Raw genomic sequence first — 13175 nt, 5'->3', positions numbered from 1 at the left:
GAAGATCTCTTTTCATGGTGCACGCTTTACCTTTTGTTGGGTTAGCTTTTAGTTGCCGAGTCTTCGACCCGTGGGGTTCGCTGGGGTTGGTCCGGAAAGTGCGCAGGGGGTGCCTTCGCGCGATCGGTAAACAAACTGACCGAAAAGTTTGTTTCCGTCGCCGGCCGGACCGTGCGAAGTAACGGGGGGTTCACGACGTGACTGGGCCGGAGCGGCCGGGCTTCGGGCGACTGCATATGCGCGCTCGCAGATACCGGAAGGCATCTGTCCGTTTTCTTGCTGCCCTCTGAGCGTTATTCATCTCACCTGGAATGAAGCACGTACCGCGCCAGAGCAGGTGCGCGGCCATGCGGCCGTGCGCCCGACGGAGGAGCTCTAGTGATCGTTACCGAGTGCGCTACCAGACCGTCGGACATTGCATTACCGACAACACCACCGACACCATCACCGGCGGCATTGCCGACCGGATCACCGACCGCATCGCCGACGTCACCGAAGGACGCGTCACCGGAGGCAATACCGACCGCGGAGAACGTCCGGAATCCGGTAGCCGACGAGACGGCCGCCGTCCACATACCGCCACCGCTGCCCCCGGACGGCGGCTGGGAACCGCCCGTCGCGGGCGGTCGACCGACGCCCCGCGCCGACGACGCCCAACTGTCCAAGGTCCTCGCCGAACTGGGAGAACGGATCGGCCCGCTCTTCGCCCGCCCCGAGCCACGGGCGCAGGCGATGCAGTACGCCCTGGGCCTGCTCGCCGACGGCGGCCGCAGCAACACCTGGCAGCTCGCCCAGCGGGTCGGGGACTCGTCACCCTGGCGGATGCAGCGTCTGCTCACCCGCGCCCGATGGGACGCCGCCGCGGTCCAGGACACCGTCTGCGGCTATCTCGCCGAAAACCTGGGCCACCCCGAGGCGATGCTCGTCCTCGGGCAGAGCGACGCCCTGAAGAAAGGAGCCAAGACCGTCGCCGCGGCCCGCCAGTACACCGAGCTCACCCGCCGCGTCGAAAACTGCCAGACCGCGGTCATGACCGCTTATATCTCCCCGCACGGCCGTGCCTTGATGGACCGTGAGCTGCTTCTGCCGGAGTCCTGGACCGACGACCCGCAGCGATGCATCAAGGCGGGCGTGCCCGAGGAACGCCTCGCGTACCGGACCAAACCCGAGCTGGCCCGGACGATGATCGAGCGCGTCATGGGCGCGTCCGTACCGTTCCAGTGGGTGTGCGGCGGCCAGGACTACGGCCAGGACGAGGCGCTGCGCGGCTGGCTGGAGGAGCAGGGCATCCGCTATGTGTTCGCCGTGCCGGCCAGACGGCTCGGCGCCGCCTCGGCCGCCGCCGCCATCCCGAAGCAGCGCTGGTGGCCGTCTCCTGGAGTCCCGGGCGAGCCCGGCACCGTTCCCGGCAGATGGTCGCGGCTGACCGTGCCGAACACCTCGCACTGGGGCCCCGCGGCGCCGCCCTGCGACGGTTTCACCCGCTCGCTGCTGCTGCACCGCAGGCCCGACGCGGCACGGACCGACTGCTATCTGGTGCACGCCCCTCGGGGCACCAACGGCCACGCCATGGTCACCGCCGCCGCGGCCCGTTGCCATGCGCGCCGCCACCTGGACGAGGCCCGGCTGCACACCGGGCTCGACCGGCACGAGATCCGCACCTGGACCGCCTGGTACCGGCACATCACGCTCTCCCTCCTGGCCATGGCCGCCCACACGGTGGCCCTGGGCCGGGCCGGCTGACAACGGGCCGGCCCGCAGCCGGCCCACGCCGGTCTCCCCACGGGTGAATTCGGCCGCCCGTCATCCCGGTTCGACGCCCCGTGGCGCCGTGCCGGGATGACGCCTGCCCGAACTCGGAAGGCTCCTTATTTCTTTTGTGACGGCCCGGGTACCGGATTGCACATGAGCAAGCGGTGAACTGTCAGGGGCCGCGTCAGTAACCAGCGGAAGGTCCCATCAAAACCCCGCCGCTCTCCCTTCATGAAATCTCCAAGTACCGCAGTAGGACGGCACTCCGAAAGGTTCCTTGCCCGGCCCCCGCGGCGGATGGTGTCCTGAGGATGAGAACGACCCGCTTCGCCCCCATGGGCAATACACACCTCAGCGGCCGTCAATTCGGAAATTCATTCCGGAGGAGCGTGCACACACTGCCATGAGTATTTCCGCCAACTCCCTGACCAACGGGAATACCGAATTCCGGGACGAGCAATTCACCGCGCTCGATCTCGACGCGTCTCCGGGGCTGCGTCTCGCGCTCGCCTCGTTGCAGACCCAGGCGCAGGAGCTGAACCGGCTGGTGACCGCCACGGTCGACGCCATGGCCCGGCCCCGCGAGAGCCTGTCCCCGTACTCCGCGGCCTTCGCCGAGATCGCCGCCCGGACGATCCCGCGCTGGCACTTCGCGATGCTCAACGACACCGAACGCAACGACGCCCTCATCGTGGCGCTGGAGCGCCGCATCCCGGCCGGCTCACACGTCCTGGACATCGGCACCGGCACCGGCCTGCTGGCCATGGCCGCCGCCCGGGCCGGCGCCGGACGCGTCGTCACCTGCGAAGAGAACCCGCTGCTCGCCGAGATCGCCCGTCAGATCATCGCCGAGCACGGCATGTCCGACGTCATCACCGTCGTCAACAAGCGCTCCACCCACCTCGAGATGGGCAGCGACCTGGAACGCCCGGTCGACGTCCTCATCTCCGAGATCGTCGACTGCGGACTGATCGGCGAAGGGCTGCTGCCCACCATGCGCCACGCCCGTACGCACCTCCTCGCCCCGGGCGGAGTCCTGATCCCGGGCGCGGCACGGGTGTACGGCCAGCTCATCCACAGCGAAGTGGCGGACGGCCTCAACCGGGTGGGCAACGCCGGCGGATTCGACGTCTCGCTGATGAACGCGGCGTCCACCCGCGGACACTTCCCCGTACGGCTGCACACCTGGCCGCACGAGATCCTCTCCGGCCCCGTCGAACTCCTCGACTTCGACCTGCTCACCGACCCGCTGGAGGCCGGCAGCCGGGTGATCCCGGTGCCCGCCACCGCCGCCGGGCAGGCCACGGCGCTGGTCGCCTGGTTCGAACTGGACCTCGGCTCCGGAGTCGTACTGCGCAACTCGCCCGACAACGTCGGGTCCCACTGGATGCAGGCCCTGATCCCGTTCGACAAGCCCGTCCCGGTCAGCCCGGGAGAGCGGCTGGACGTGGAACTGCACTGGACGGACTACAGCCTCTCCGCACGCTGAGCAACCGCACCCACCTCACAGGAAGGCCGACCTGATCCGATGAGCCACACTCCGTTCCCCTACGAACCGTTCGAGCTGCACGGCCAGGAACTGCGCGACGCGGTGGTCCGTTACGCCAGCAACCCCATCTACCTCGACAACGAGGAGTGGCAGAACAGCGATAACCCCTACCGCCGCCAGCTGCGCCCGCAGGTACTGCGGCATCTCGACCTCGACCGGGTCCCGGGCCGCGACGAGATACTGGACTACAGCAGCCTGGCCGTGCAGCGCCTGCTCACCAGCATCTACGAGGCCGACCTGGTCTTCCTGCCCAAGGGCGGCCTCAAGGGCGCGGGCAAGTGGGAGGACTTCAAGAGCTTCTACAGCCCGACCAACCGGGTGCTCGGCGAGATGATCCGGCCCGCGCTGGAGCGGTACGCCTTCGGCTTCCTCGACAAGGAGGTCGAGACCTCCGGGAACTGGACCGCCGAAAGCCTGGAGACCTACCTCGAATCCCTCAACGCCCATGAACCGTCCGGTCCTTCCCTCTCCGAGAAGGCCATCACCAACTCCACCGACCGCGAGCGCGCGGCCCGCATGTGGCTGATCCAGTTCGCCCCGGACTTCCTCTCCGAGGCCTCGCCGATGATCCGCAATGTGCTCGGCTACTACGGCGCCGCCCAGTCCGAGTGGTTCAAGATCGTCATCGATGAGTACGGCTACGGGGTCCACGACACCAAGCACAGCCAGCTCTTCGAGCGCACCCTGGAGTCGGTCGGGCTGGAGACCGACGTCCACCGGTACTGGCAGTACTACCTCAACAGCAGCCTGCTGATGAACAATTACTTCCACTACCTGGGCAAGAACCACGAACTGTTCTTCCGCTACGTGGGCGCGCTCTACTACACCGAGGCCACGCTGGTGGACTTCTGCCGCCGGGCCACCGCCCTGCTCAAGGACGTCTTCGGCGACCGCGTCGACGCCCAGTACTTCACCGAACACGTCCACATCGACCAGCACCACGGCCGGATGGCCCTGGAGAAGCTGATTCGCCCGCTCGTCGCCGAGCACGGCGAGCAGATCATCCCGGAGATCGTCCGCGGCATCGAGGAGTACCGCCGCATCCAGGACCTCGCCGACGAGGACTTCGCCACCCAGATCGCCTGGATGGACAACGGGCCCGAGTTCAAGAAGCTGCACGCGCCGGTGTGGGACGCCCTCTCCAGCGGCCGCGTCACCGCCCCGGTCGCCGACATCGTCGAGCCGTACGGCGAACTCTCCAACACCCACTGCCACGACGGCGACGAGCTGTGCCACATCGTGTCCGGCACGATGAAGTTCGTCTCCGGCTTCGACTCGCACCAGATACTCGAAGCCGGCGAGGGCACCGTCATCCAGCGCAACCGGCTGCACGGCGCGATCATCGAATCCGAGGAGTGCGTCTACCAGATCCACTCGGTGGGGGACTACAAGAAGTGCATGTAGTGACGTTCTCCGTGGCCGGCCGGGGCAACTGCGCGATCGTGTCCGGCGAGCCGTATGTGTATGCGCGGACCGACGAGGGCTCCTTCGTGATGCGGGCCCGCTGCCCGCACCGCGGCGGCCCGCTGCATCTGGCCGAACTGGCCCCCGAGGGCAACCGGCTGGTGTGCCCGTGGCACGAGCGCAAGACGTCGCTGACCCGGCTGCGGCAGGAGATACCCGCCGTACGCAGCGGCGACACCGTCACCGCGGTCTTCCCCGGCCTGCCCGAGGCCGAGGTCAGCATCGGGCACCGGCCGCTGTCGGCGGACCTGGCGGGCTGACCGCGCAGTGCGGCCGGGGCCCTGTGGTCCCGGCCGCCGCTGATCCCCCCCGACCGCGAGCCCCCCAACCACCGAGCGGACAAGGAACACCAGCTGTGCCTCCGTATCCTTCCGGCAGCCCTGCCGTCATCGTCGATCCGTTCTCCTCCGGTGGCCTCTACGCGCCGGCCTTCCGCGCCGCGGGCGTGCCGACGGTGGCGGTCGTCTCGTATCCGGAGATCCCGCAGGCCTACGCCGGGTCCTTCCAGCCGGCGGACTTCGACGAGATCCTGACCCTGACCGGCGACGAGGCCCCGCTGGTGGAACGGCTGCGGGCGCTGCGGCCGCGCTGCGTACTGCCGGGCGCCGAGATCGGCGTGGAACTCGCCGACCGGCTGGCGGCCCAGGTCGTGCCCGACGTGGCGAACGTCCCCGGACTGGCGGCGGCCCGGCGCCACAAGTACGCGATGGCGCGAGCCGTCTCCGCGGCCGGGCTGCCGGTGATCCGGCAGCTGTGCACCGACGATCCGGACGAGGTCGCCGCCTGGCTCGACACGGAGCAGCTGACCGGCCACGACCTGGTGGTCAAGCCGCCGAAGAGCGCCAGCACCGACGGCGTGACCCGGATCGCCGGCGGGCACCACTGGCGCCGGGAGTTCCAGGCCCAGCTCGGACAGCTCAACCAATGGGGAATCCGCAACGACCAGATGCTCGTGCAGGAGTACGCGACCGGCACCGAATACGTCGTGGACGTCTTCAGCCACGCGGGCAACCACACCGTCACGGACGTCTGCCGCTACCGCAAGGTCGACAGCGGCGGGCAGATGGCGGTGTACGAATCCATGGACTGGGTCCCCGAGGACCGCCCCGAGGTCCCGGAGCTGGTCCGCTACACCCGCGGTGTGCTGGACGCCGTCGGCTTCCGGTGGGGCGCCGCGCATGTCGAGGTGATGATGACAGCCGACGGGCCACGGCTGATCGAGGTCAACGCCCGGCCGCACGGCGGCGGCCACCCCCGCTTCTGCCGCGCCGCGACCGGCGACAGCCAGGTCGACCGGGCGGTGGCGTACTTCACCGGCCGTCGCGCCCTGCCGTCCGGCTACGAGCTGCGCCGACGGGTCCGCGTGGTGTTCCTGATCAGCCGGGCCTCCGGAGTGGTGCGCAACGCCGAAGTCCTCGATGCCATAAGGGAGGTGAAGAGCCATCATGTCTCCGCCGTTCCGGTGCGCAACGGCGACCGGATCGCCCCGACCAAAGACCTCCTGGGCACGCTTTCGCTGGGCTTCGTCGTCCTGGCCCACGAGGACCCGGAGCAGCTCGACGCCGATCATGCCGAGGTCCGGCGGATCGAGTCGCTGCTGACCGTGGACCCCGAGGAGGACACGGCATGAGCCCACCGTCCCCAGGGGCGACCGCCACCGGGCGCCGCCGGAGCCGGACATGATCAGCGGGTGGTTCCTGGGCAGCTCCCTTCTGGTGATCACGACGCCGGGTCCCGACGCGGCACTGGTCGCCCAGCTGGTGCTGCGCACCGGACGCCGCGCTCCCGCGCTCGCCGCGGCCGCCGGCATGCTGACGGCGGGAGCCGGCCATGCGGCGCTCGCCATCAGCGGGGTCTCCCTCGTCCTGGCCGGCCGGCCCGAGCTGTTCACCGCCATCCGCTGGTGCGGCGCGGCCGTCATGCTGTTCTGGGGCCTACGGGCCCTGCGGTCCGCGCTGCGCCGCCCACCCCCGCCGACCGAGCCGGGCCCCGACCGCGGGCAGCCGCCCGAGGTCTCCCTGCGGCGCTGCTGGCTGCAGGGGCTGCTGTGCACCGGCGCCAACCCCAAGGTCGGACTGTTCCTGCTCGCCTTCCTGCCGCAGTTCGTGCCGCCCGGTGATCCCCCGGCGCGCACGATGGCGGTGCTGGCCACCGTCCATCTGTCGCTGGCGGCGCTGTGGCTGGCCCTGCTGAGCGGCGCCGTACATCTGCTGCGTCGCTGGGCGGCCGCGCGCCGGCCCGACGCGGGCGCCGCGGCATCGCGCGTCGTCGAGGCAGTCGTAGGGACGGTGTTCATCGGCTTCGCCGTACGACTGGGCCTGGGCGGATGAGCGCACGCATCGCCGGCTCAGCCCTGACATTCCAGGGCGAGCAGGAAGCGCTTGGCCTGCACACCGCCCGCATATCCCGTAGGCCGGCCCGAGGCCCCCACGACGCGGTGGCAGGGCAGCACGACGCACAGCGGGTTCGCCCCCAGCGCCTTACCCACCGCCCGCGCGGAGCCGGGACGGTGCACCGCCGCGGCGAGCTCACCGTAGGTGGCCGTCCCGCCGTACGGAACGTGCTCCGCGACCGCCAGCACGACCTCCTTGCTGAACGGTGTCGCCAGGCTCGGGTCCAGCGGCAGGGAGAACGAGCGTCGCTTCCCCGCGAGGAAGTCGTCGAGCTGACCACGCGCCTCGCGCATCACCTCCCACTGGTCCGGGCCGGCCGCCGCTTCGTCCAGACACTCCCACGCACCCGCCGTCAGCCGTTGCCGTACGGTCTCCGGCGGGAAGAAACCGCAGTACAGCAGGGCTTCATCCGTGGCGGCGAGCGCTAGACGGCCGATCGGTGTGTGGTGCTCCGCGACGACCACGGAGCCCACCATTTCGTTAGCAGCGCCCCGGATTCTGGCATGCATGACGTCTTCCTCCCCGCTGAGCGACATGACTGGATGTCCCTTGTTCCGCGGCACCTGACATGCCGCTGGATCCCGCCCGGCGCGAGGGACCTCACGCCGCGAGCGGCCTCACTCCGCGGCGGACCTCATTCCGCCGGGCCGCCTCAGGCCGCTATCGGCCGGCAGCTCTTGCAGGCGCGGTATCCCGCCGCGCGTGCGGCTCGCGCCGAGCGGAACGGCACCTGATGCGGAGCGGTGATCCGCCGTGCATGGGCACAGGTCGGATGGCAGTAGATACGGGTGGTGTCGCTGCCGAGGAACACCGTCCCCGAACGGGACAGTCCCACCAACTCGTCGTCGATACCCTCGGCGGTGCGCAGCACCGCGCCCACTATCGGCCCGTACCGCAGATCGCAGGGCCCGCCGTCGTCGAACGTGACGCGGTGGCAGGGGATCAGCAGCGGCACCGGATTGGCCCCCAGCGCCTCGATGACGGCGGCTTTGTCCGGGAGCGCGGCCTCCCGCACGACCCAGGCAAGCGGCCGCAACTGGCCCCGCGGAATGGTGCGTACCGCATCGAGCGCGGCCCGCTCGGCTTCGGTGAGCTCCGGCAGATCGATCCGCAGACTCTTCGCACGCCCGGTGCGCAGCGCGGTCCGCAGCCCCGGCAGGGGCCGCGTCGTCGGAATCGCGCTTCGTCCCGTGCGGGCGAGGTGCGCCTCCTCGAACGCCTGGGGACCGGACAGGGTCCTGCCCAGCGCGGCTCCGGTCACGGCCTGCTCCCCGTACGCGACGTACAGCCCGCCGGCAGGCGCGTCGAGGTGCAGATACATGTCGTACCGGTCCCTCGGGATTCCGACCCGCTGCAGCACCCGCGCCGCGAAGTCCCCCGGAGCGGGGCCCGCAAGCTCCGCCAGGGCGGCCTCCACGCGGCCCTCCGGCTGCATGGGCCATTTCCCACGTCGGTTCACATCGTCACCTCCCTCAGCAACGCGACTTCTGGTTCCAGCAATTCACGCAGAGTGCCGAGCCCTCTCGACACCTGAGCCTTGACCGTACCGACCGGGCATCGCTGCACCTCGGCCACTTCGGCGTAACTCATCCCGACCACATGCCGCAACACCACCGCCTCCCGGGCCCGCTCGGGTAATCGAGCGAGCGCCGCGACCAGCAGCGCCCGGTCGGCGGCCGTGTCCATCCGCTCCTGCGGCCCCGGCCCTTCGGTGGGCCAGCTTTCGCAGGCGTCCTCCACACGTGCGGTGGCGACGGGCCGGCGGACGCAGGAGCGCACATGGTTGCGCCACACGTTCGCGGCGATCGTCATCAGCCACGCACGGGGACGCAGCGCACGGCGCCGTTCCGCGGAGTACCCCTGCAGTGCCGTATAGGCACGCAGGAATGTCTCCTGGCCCAGGTCGTCCGACTCCGCGGCGTTTCCCGTCATGCGGAGCAAGAAGGCATGGACCGCTGAGGCGTGGACCCTGACCAGTTCCGTAAAACCGTTGTCCAGGTCCGTCGCCAGGCGTTCGCAGAGTGGCTCGGCTGTCTCGTCCATCACTCACAAAAACACCGACGGGCTTCCGATGGTTGCACGGGGCCGCGAGCGCGTCTTCCGCGAGACCGGATCCGTGGCGTCATGCCGCTGCGGCGAGGGGGCCGGCGCGCGTCCGGGGCGACCGTTGGCGGCGGCCCGCACGGGCTCCGTACCGCGTCGCGGAACTCCGTACCGCGCCGCTGTGTGACGGCACGGCCGTCGCTCTCCCGCACGGCTCGGCGCAGGTCCATGACCAGGGACGACGGGCCCTCACCTGTCCGGTCGGCGGCCGGGCGGGTGAATTCGTGCCCTGGGCTGTGATCCACGGGGGCCGGGCGCCTTTAACACACCGATGGCACCTACGACCCGGCTCGCCGCAGGAGCGGCAGGGGCCGGGGGAGCCGACGTCATCCCCCGTTCCTATGCCACCAGGAGCCGCCTGTGTTCCGCGTCCCGCGCTGCGTTTCCCGCCCCGCTCGCCGCCACTCGCTCCCGAGGCACGAGCATCAGGCAGCCCTCGCGGCCGCGGCCGCGCCGAGACCGCGGCTACGGGCGGCCCGCACGACTGCGCCTCGTCCGCCGGCGGCCCGCAGCGGATCGCCACCTGTGGGGCCGCCCTCCATTACGGCGGATTCCCGGCGGCTGCCATGAGCTGAGCAGCCGCGCCCCCTCCCGCCCCACCACCCCCCACCCCTCCAGAACAGAGCGGCATGACCTCCTCCTCCACCCCCTCGGCCCCCACCCCCGCGCAGCTGTGTGCGGACCTTCCCGACCCCACGGCGCTCGGCCTGGTCACGTCGGGAAGCGATGCCTGCGCATCGGTGGCCAGCGCCTTCACCGGCCGGCGACTTGCCACCATCCCGGCGTCCGTTCCCACCGACGTCCACCAGGCCGCGGGGCGTGCCCGAGCCGCCCAACAGCTGTGGCACACCGCACCGTTGTCGAGAAGAATCGGGATTCTCCGGGAGCTGCGGGCCCGGTTCCGGGCGGAGCGCGCCCTCTTGTACCCCGCCCTGGTGCACGGCTGCGGTCTCGGCTCCGTCGACACCGTGACGGAACTGCATCTGGCCGACCGCTACTTCCCGGCCTGTGAGGCCGCCGCCCGCGCACACTTCCGCCGCTACCGCCTGCCCCGGCCGCACCTGAGCGGCCGCGTCGTCCAACGGGCCGCCCCGGCACACGCGGTGGTGACGTCCTGCACGGATGACGCCCACCCGCTGATGTCCCTGCTGGAGGGAGCGCTGCCCGCCCTGCTGTGCGGAAGCGCCGTCATCACCAGGCTGAGTGCCCGTACCGCGGTGGCCGCGCTGCGGATGGCGCAGCACGCCCGCGCCGCCGGACTCCCGGACGGGGTCTGGCAATTCGTCCTGCCCCAGAGCGGGACGGCCACCTGGGCCCTGCACGCCCTCCTGGCCGAACACTCCGACGCGCGCGCCCCGCAGTGCTGCCCGGCCACGCCCCACCCGGAAGGTGAAACCCTGGCCCCTCCGGGCCTGTTGGTCGTACGGCACGACGCGGCCGTCCCCGCGGCCGTGCGTGCGGCCGTACCGTCCTGCTTCGGGCGCGCCGGCCGCACCTGTGCGGCCGCTTCCCTCATCGCCGTACATCAGAGCGTCTGGTCCCCCTTCGAGAGCGCCTTCACCAGGGCAGCACTCCATTACTCGGCCCACCCCGCCAGCCGCACCGCCCTCCCCGTGGCCAACGCCGAGCGCGGAGCCGCATGGGCGCAGGCCGCCCGCGCCTGCGGGGCCCGGCCGGTTCTCGGGACCCCCCGGGGGTTCGCGCCCCGCCCGGACGCCCTCTGGCACCCCATGGTCCTGGCCGCGTCCTCCTGGGACGGCGCGCCGATCCCCGCCGTCCCGCGCGCCCCTCTCGCGCTGCTGGTCCGCTTCACGGCCTGGTCCGAGGTCCTGGACCTGGCCCGGCACAGCAACCGCCACCTGGGGATGTTCACCCGCACGCGGTTCTCCCAGTTCCTGCCGCAGTTCGCCGGCCTCCCCGCCGAACACATCACCCCCAATGCGGCACCCCGGTCGGGGCTCTCCCCCCGGCAGGCGCTGCACGCCCTGCAGCATCCGGCCGGCCCCTACGGCTGAGCGCGGCGGGCTTGGTGCGGCGGGCTTGGTGCGGAGCGCCGAGCTCCTGGGTGTCAGGCCGGCCGTATCGGCCGCCGTCCGCCCCTGACCGGGAACGGCCCACGTGCGCTCCCAGTCCGAAATTCCCGCTGTGTCCCTATATGAACATCCGGCATGTGAACATCCAGCCGGCCGCACTCCACCGGGTCGTCCGTTCACTCAGGGCGGCGACCGGCCGCCTGGCCCGGCGCACGCCAGGCGGGCCAGGAGGTCCACGCTGCCCAGCTGCACGCCGATGTGAGGGAACCGGCCGGCGCGGCGTCGGCCGCGCAGCGTACGGGGGTGAGGTGGCGCCGCCTGTGACGCGGCATCGGACGGTTCCCACGGGGCTTCGGCTGATCCAGCCGGTTGTCACCGACTCCTGCGCCCTCCGGTCAGCCGGCCCGCAGCAAGGCCCTCCGGCAGATCACCGCGCCGGGGCCCTTCATGGGGCGTGCCAGGGGCCCGGACTCCGTGGGCGTCAGCGGGGCGGCCCGGCCAGGCCCGGCCGGCTCCTGGTGTACGGGAGGTACCCCGTCCATCGACCCGAGACCGGCCTCCCCCTGGGGTCGTCTACAGTGATGTAGACCATCGCCGTGCGTTGCCAGCGGGGCAATGCCGCTCTGGCATCCTCACAGCGGTACCATCCTGCGTCCATTGCCGCACGGCGCTCCACCGGCCCGGACCGCTCGTCGGCCGGCCGTGGAAGCCGCCCCCGGCAATGTCCCCGCGACGCAGCCGCCCACGCCCACCGCCCACACCTTCCCCAGAAGTGGACCCCATGAGCGCGATCAACATCGGCCAAGCCCTCGTCCTCGGAGCAGTCGAGGGGGTGACGGAATTCCTCCCCGTCTCCTCCACCGGCCACCTCAAGATCGCCGAGGGCCTGATGGGGATCCCCGTCGACGCCAAGTCCGTCGTCGGCTTCTCCGCCGTCATCCAGGTCGGCGCGATCGCCGCGGCGCTCGTCTACTTCGGCAAGGACATCGTGCGCATCGTGGGCGCGTGGTTCCGCGGCCTGCGCAACCGCGAGGAGCGCTACCACCACGACTACAAGTTCGCCTGGTGGGTCATCTACGCCACCATCCCGATCGTCGTCGTCGGCCTGGCCGCCAAGCCCCTGATCGAGGGCCCGCTCGCCTCCCTGTGGGTGGTGGCCGGCTCACTGATCATCGGCAGCGGCGTGATGTGGGCGGCGGACCAGATGGGCCGCCACAAGCGAGGCGAGGACGACACCTCCCTCAAGGACGCCATGTGGGTCGGCTGCTCCCAGATCCTCGCGCTCCTCTTCCCCGGCTTCTCCCGCTCCGGCGCGACCATGTCCACCGCCCTCATCCTCGACCTGGAACGCGTCGCGGCCACCCGCCTGTCCTTCTTCCTCGGCATCCCCGCGCTCACCGGAGCTGGCATCTACGAGCTGAAGGACGCCGTCGGTTCGGGTGCCTCCCTCGCGCCGCTGGCCGTCGGCACCGTCGTTTCCTTCGGTGTCGCCTACGCCTCGATCTCCTGGCTGCTGAAGTTCGTGGCCAAGCACTCGTTCAACTCGTTCGTCATCTACCGGATCATCATCGGCGTGCTTCTGTTCGGGCTGCTGAGCGTGGGGATGGTGGGCTGACGCCCCGATCTGGGCGGAGGATTCCGGCGGGCGGAGTGCCGGTTCACCACTCGCCCCCGGCCGTGACCCCGACCCCGTCCCGGGCGAGGTGGCGGCCGTAGCCGGGTCCTCCGCGCACGATGCGGGACTTGCCCGCGGCGGGCACGGTGGCGGCCGGGCCGAGGACGGACCACAGCCCGGGCAGCACGGGGCGACGATCTTCTGTGCGGGCGTCCAGCGGCTCAGCCGGGCGAGGACGCTGCCCGCCGAGGGCAGCACCGGCAGCA

General features: G+C 70.9%; 12 protein-coding genes. 8 read left to right on the top strand and 4 right to left on the bottom strand.

Annotated features, from left to right (window positions below; translation table 11 throughout):
* Nucleotides 1-456 precede the first annotated feature (456 nt).
* From ACIRPT_RS20755 to ACIRPT_RS20730, 6 genes are all read left to right on the top strand, one after another.
* Nucleotides 457-1743: an IS701 family transposase gene (locus ACIRPT_RS20755; protein WP_403828975.1), complete on the top strand. Its 1287-nt coding sequence runs from the start codon at nucleotides 457-459 to the stop codon at nucleotides 1741-1743.
* Nucleotides 1744-2155: 412 nt separating this feature from the next.
* Nucleotides 2156-3241 (top strand): 50S ribosomal protein L11 methyltransferase, encoded by a 1086-nt coding sequence (locus ACIRPT_RS20750; protein WP_403828973.1) that lies wholly within the window; start codon nucleotides 2156-2158, stop codon nucleotides 3239-3241.
* A gap of 39 nt (nucleotides 3242-3280) precedes the next feature.
* Nucleotides 3281-4705 carry an iron-containing redox enzyme family protein gene (locus ACIRPT_RS20745; RefSeq protein WP_403508201.1) on the top strand — a complete coding sequence of 475 codons (1425 nt, stop codon included), beginning with the start codon at nucleotides 3281-3283 and terminating at the stop codon, nucleotides 4703-4705.
* Entirely contained in the window at nucleotides 4705-5025 is a 321-nt protein-coding gene (locus ACIRPT_RS20740; protein WP_403508200.1) for a Rieske 2Fe-2S domain-containing protein, read from the top strand. The genes ACIRPT_RS20745 and ACIRPT_RS20740 overlap by 1 nt, the downstream gene beginning before the upstream one ends.
* A 95-nt stretch (nucleotides 5026-5120) precedes the next feature.
* Nucleotides 5121-6395 carry an ATP-grasp domain-containing protein gene (locus tag ACIRPT_RS20735; protein ID WP_403828970.1) on the top strand — a complete coding sequence of 425 codons (1275 nt, stop codon included), beginning with the start codon at nucleotides 5121-5123 and terminating at the stop codon, nucleotides 6393-6395.
* 49 nt (nucleotides 6396-6444) lie between these two features.
* The gene (locus ACIRPT_RS20730) at nucleotides 6445-7095 is read left to right on the top strand and encodes a LysE family translocator (RefSeq protein WP_403828968.1); all 651 of its coding nucleotides are present in this window, start codon (nucleotides 6445-6447) and stop codon (nucleotides 7093-7095) included.
* 17 nt (nucleotides 7096-7112) lie between these two features.
* Here ACIRPT_RS20730 and ACIRPT_RS20725 read toward each other — a convergent pair whose 3' ends face one another.
* From ACIRPT_RS20725 to ACIRPT_RS20715, 3 genes are all read right to left on the bottom strand, one after another.
* The gene (locus ACIRPT_RS20725; RefSeq protein ID WP_403508194.1) at nucleotides 7113-7667 is read right to left on the bottom strand and encodes a methylated-DNA--[protein]-cysteine S-methyltransferase; all 555 of its coding nucleotides are present in this window, start codon (nucleotides 7665-7667) and stop codon (nucleotides 7113-7115) included.
* A gap of 143 nt (nucleotides 7668-7810) precedes the next feature.
* Nucleotides 7811-8593: an Ada metal-binding domain-containing protein gene (locus tag ACIRPT_RS20720; protein ID WP_403828965.1), complete on the bottom strand. Its 783-nt coding sequence runs from the start codon at nucleotides 8591-8593 to the stop codon at nucleotides 7811-7813.
* Between the two features lie 20 nt (nucleotides 8594-8613).
* A complete protein-coding gene (locus ACIRPT_RS20715) occupies nucleotides 8614-9201 on the bottom strand; it encodes an RNA polymerase sigma factor (RefSeq protein ID WP_403828962.1) in 588 nt (195 codons plus the stop codon).
* A gap of 689 nt (nucleotides 9202-9890) precedes the next feature.
* On the opposite strand from ACIRPT_RS20715, the gene ACIRPT_RS20710 reads away from it, so the two are divergent.
* Nucleotides 9891-11276, top strand: a complete 1386-nt coding sequence (locus tag ACIRPT_RS20710; protein WP_403828959.1) for an aldehyde dehydrogenase family protein — start codon at nucleotides 9891-9893, stop codon at nucleotides 11274-11276.
* Nucleotides 11277-12075: 799 nt separating this feature from the next.
* Nucleotides 12076-12909: an undecaprenyl-diphosphate phosphatase gene (locus tag ACIRPT_RS20705; protein ID WP_403828957.1), complete on the top strand. Its 834-nt coding sequence runs from the start codon at nucleotides 12076-12078 to the stop codon at nucleotides 12907-12909.
* 43 nt (nucleotides 12910-12952) lie between these two features.
* Here the strand turns inward: ACIRPT_RS20705 and ACIRPT_RS20700 are convergent, their stop codons facing one another.
* On the bottom strand, nucleotides 12953-13096 hold the full coding sequence (locus ACIRPT_RS20700; protein WP_403828955.1) for a hypothetical protein: 144 nt from the start codon (nucleotides 13094-13096) through the stop codon (nucleotides 12953-12955).
* Nucleotides 13097-13175 lie beyond the last annotated feature (79 nt).

The organism is Streptomyces sp. NPDC101227 (assembly GCF_044767545.1).
Classification (GTDB): domain Bacteria; phylum Actinomycetota; class Actinomycetes; order Streptomycetales; family Streptomycetaceae; genus Streptomyces.
This window is presented reverse-complemented; position numbering and strand designations above follow the sequence as displayed.

Bases quoted from the DNA above. Each gene is read 5' to 3' on its own strand.
- ACIRPT_RS20750 (WP_403828973.1), top strand. From the start codon at position 2,156: ATGAGTATTTCCGCCAACTCCCTGACCAACGGGAATACCGAATTCCGG.
- ACIRPT_RS20745 (WP_403508201.1), top strand. From the start codon at position 3,281: ATGAGCCACACTCCGTTCCCCTACGAACCGTTCGAGCTGCACGGCCAG.
- ACIRPT_RS20730 (WP_403828968.1), top strand. From the start codon at position 6,445: ATGATCAGCGGGTGGTTCCTGGGCAGCTCCCTTCTGGTGATCACGACG.
- ACIRPT_RS20725 (WP_403508194.1), bottom strand. From the start codon at position 7,667: ATGCATGCCAGAATCCGGGGCGCTGCTAACGAAATGGTGGGCTCCGTG.
- ACIRPT_RS20720 (WP_403828965.1), bottom strand. From the start codon at position 8,593: ATGCAGCCGGAGGGCCGCGTGGAGGCCGCCCTGGCGGAGCTTGCGGGC.
- ACIRPT_RS20715 (WP_403828962.1), bottom strand. From the start codon at position 9,201: ATGGACGAGACAGCCGAGCCACTCTGCGAACGCCTGGCGACGGACCTG.
- ACIRPT_RS20710 (WP_403828959.1), top strand. From the start codon at position 9,891: ATGACCTCCTCCTCCACCCCCTCGGCCCCCACCCCCGCGCAGCTGTGT.
- ACIRPT_RS20705 (WP_403828957.1), top strand. From the start codon at position 12,076: ATGAGCGCGATCAACATCGGCCAAGCCCTCGTCCTCGGAGCAGTCGAG.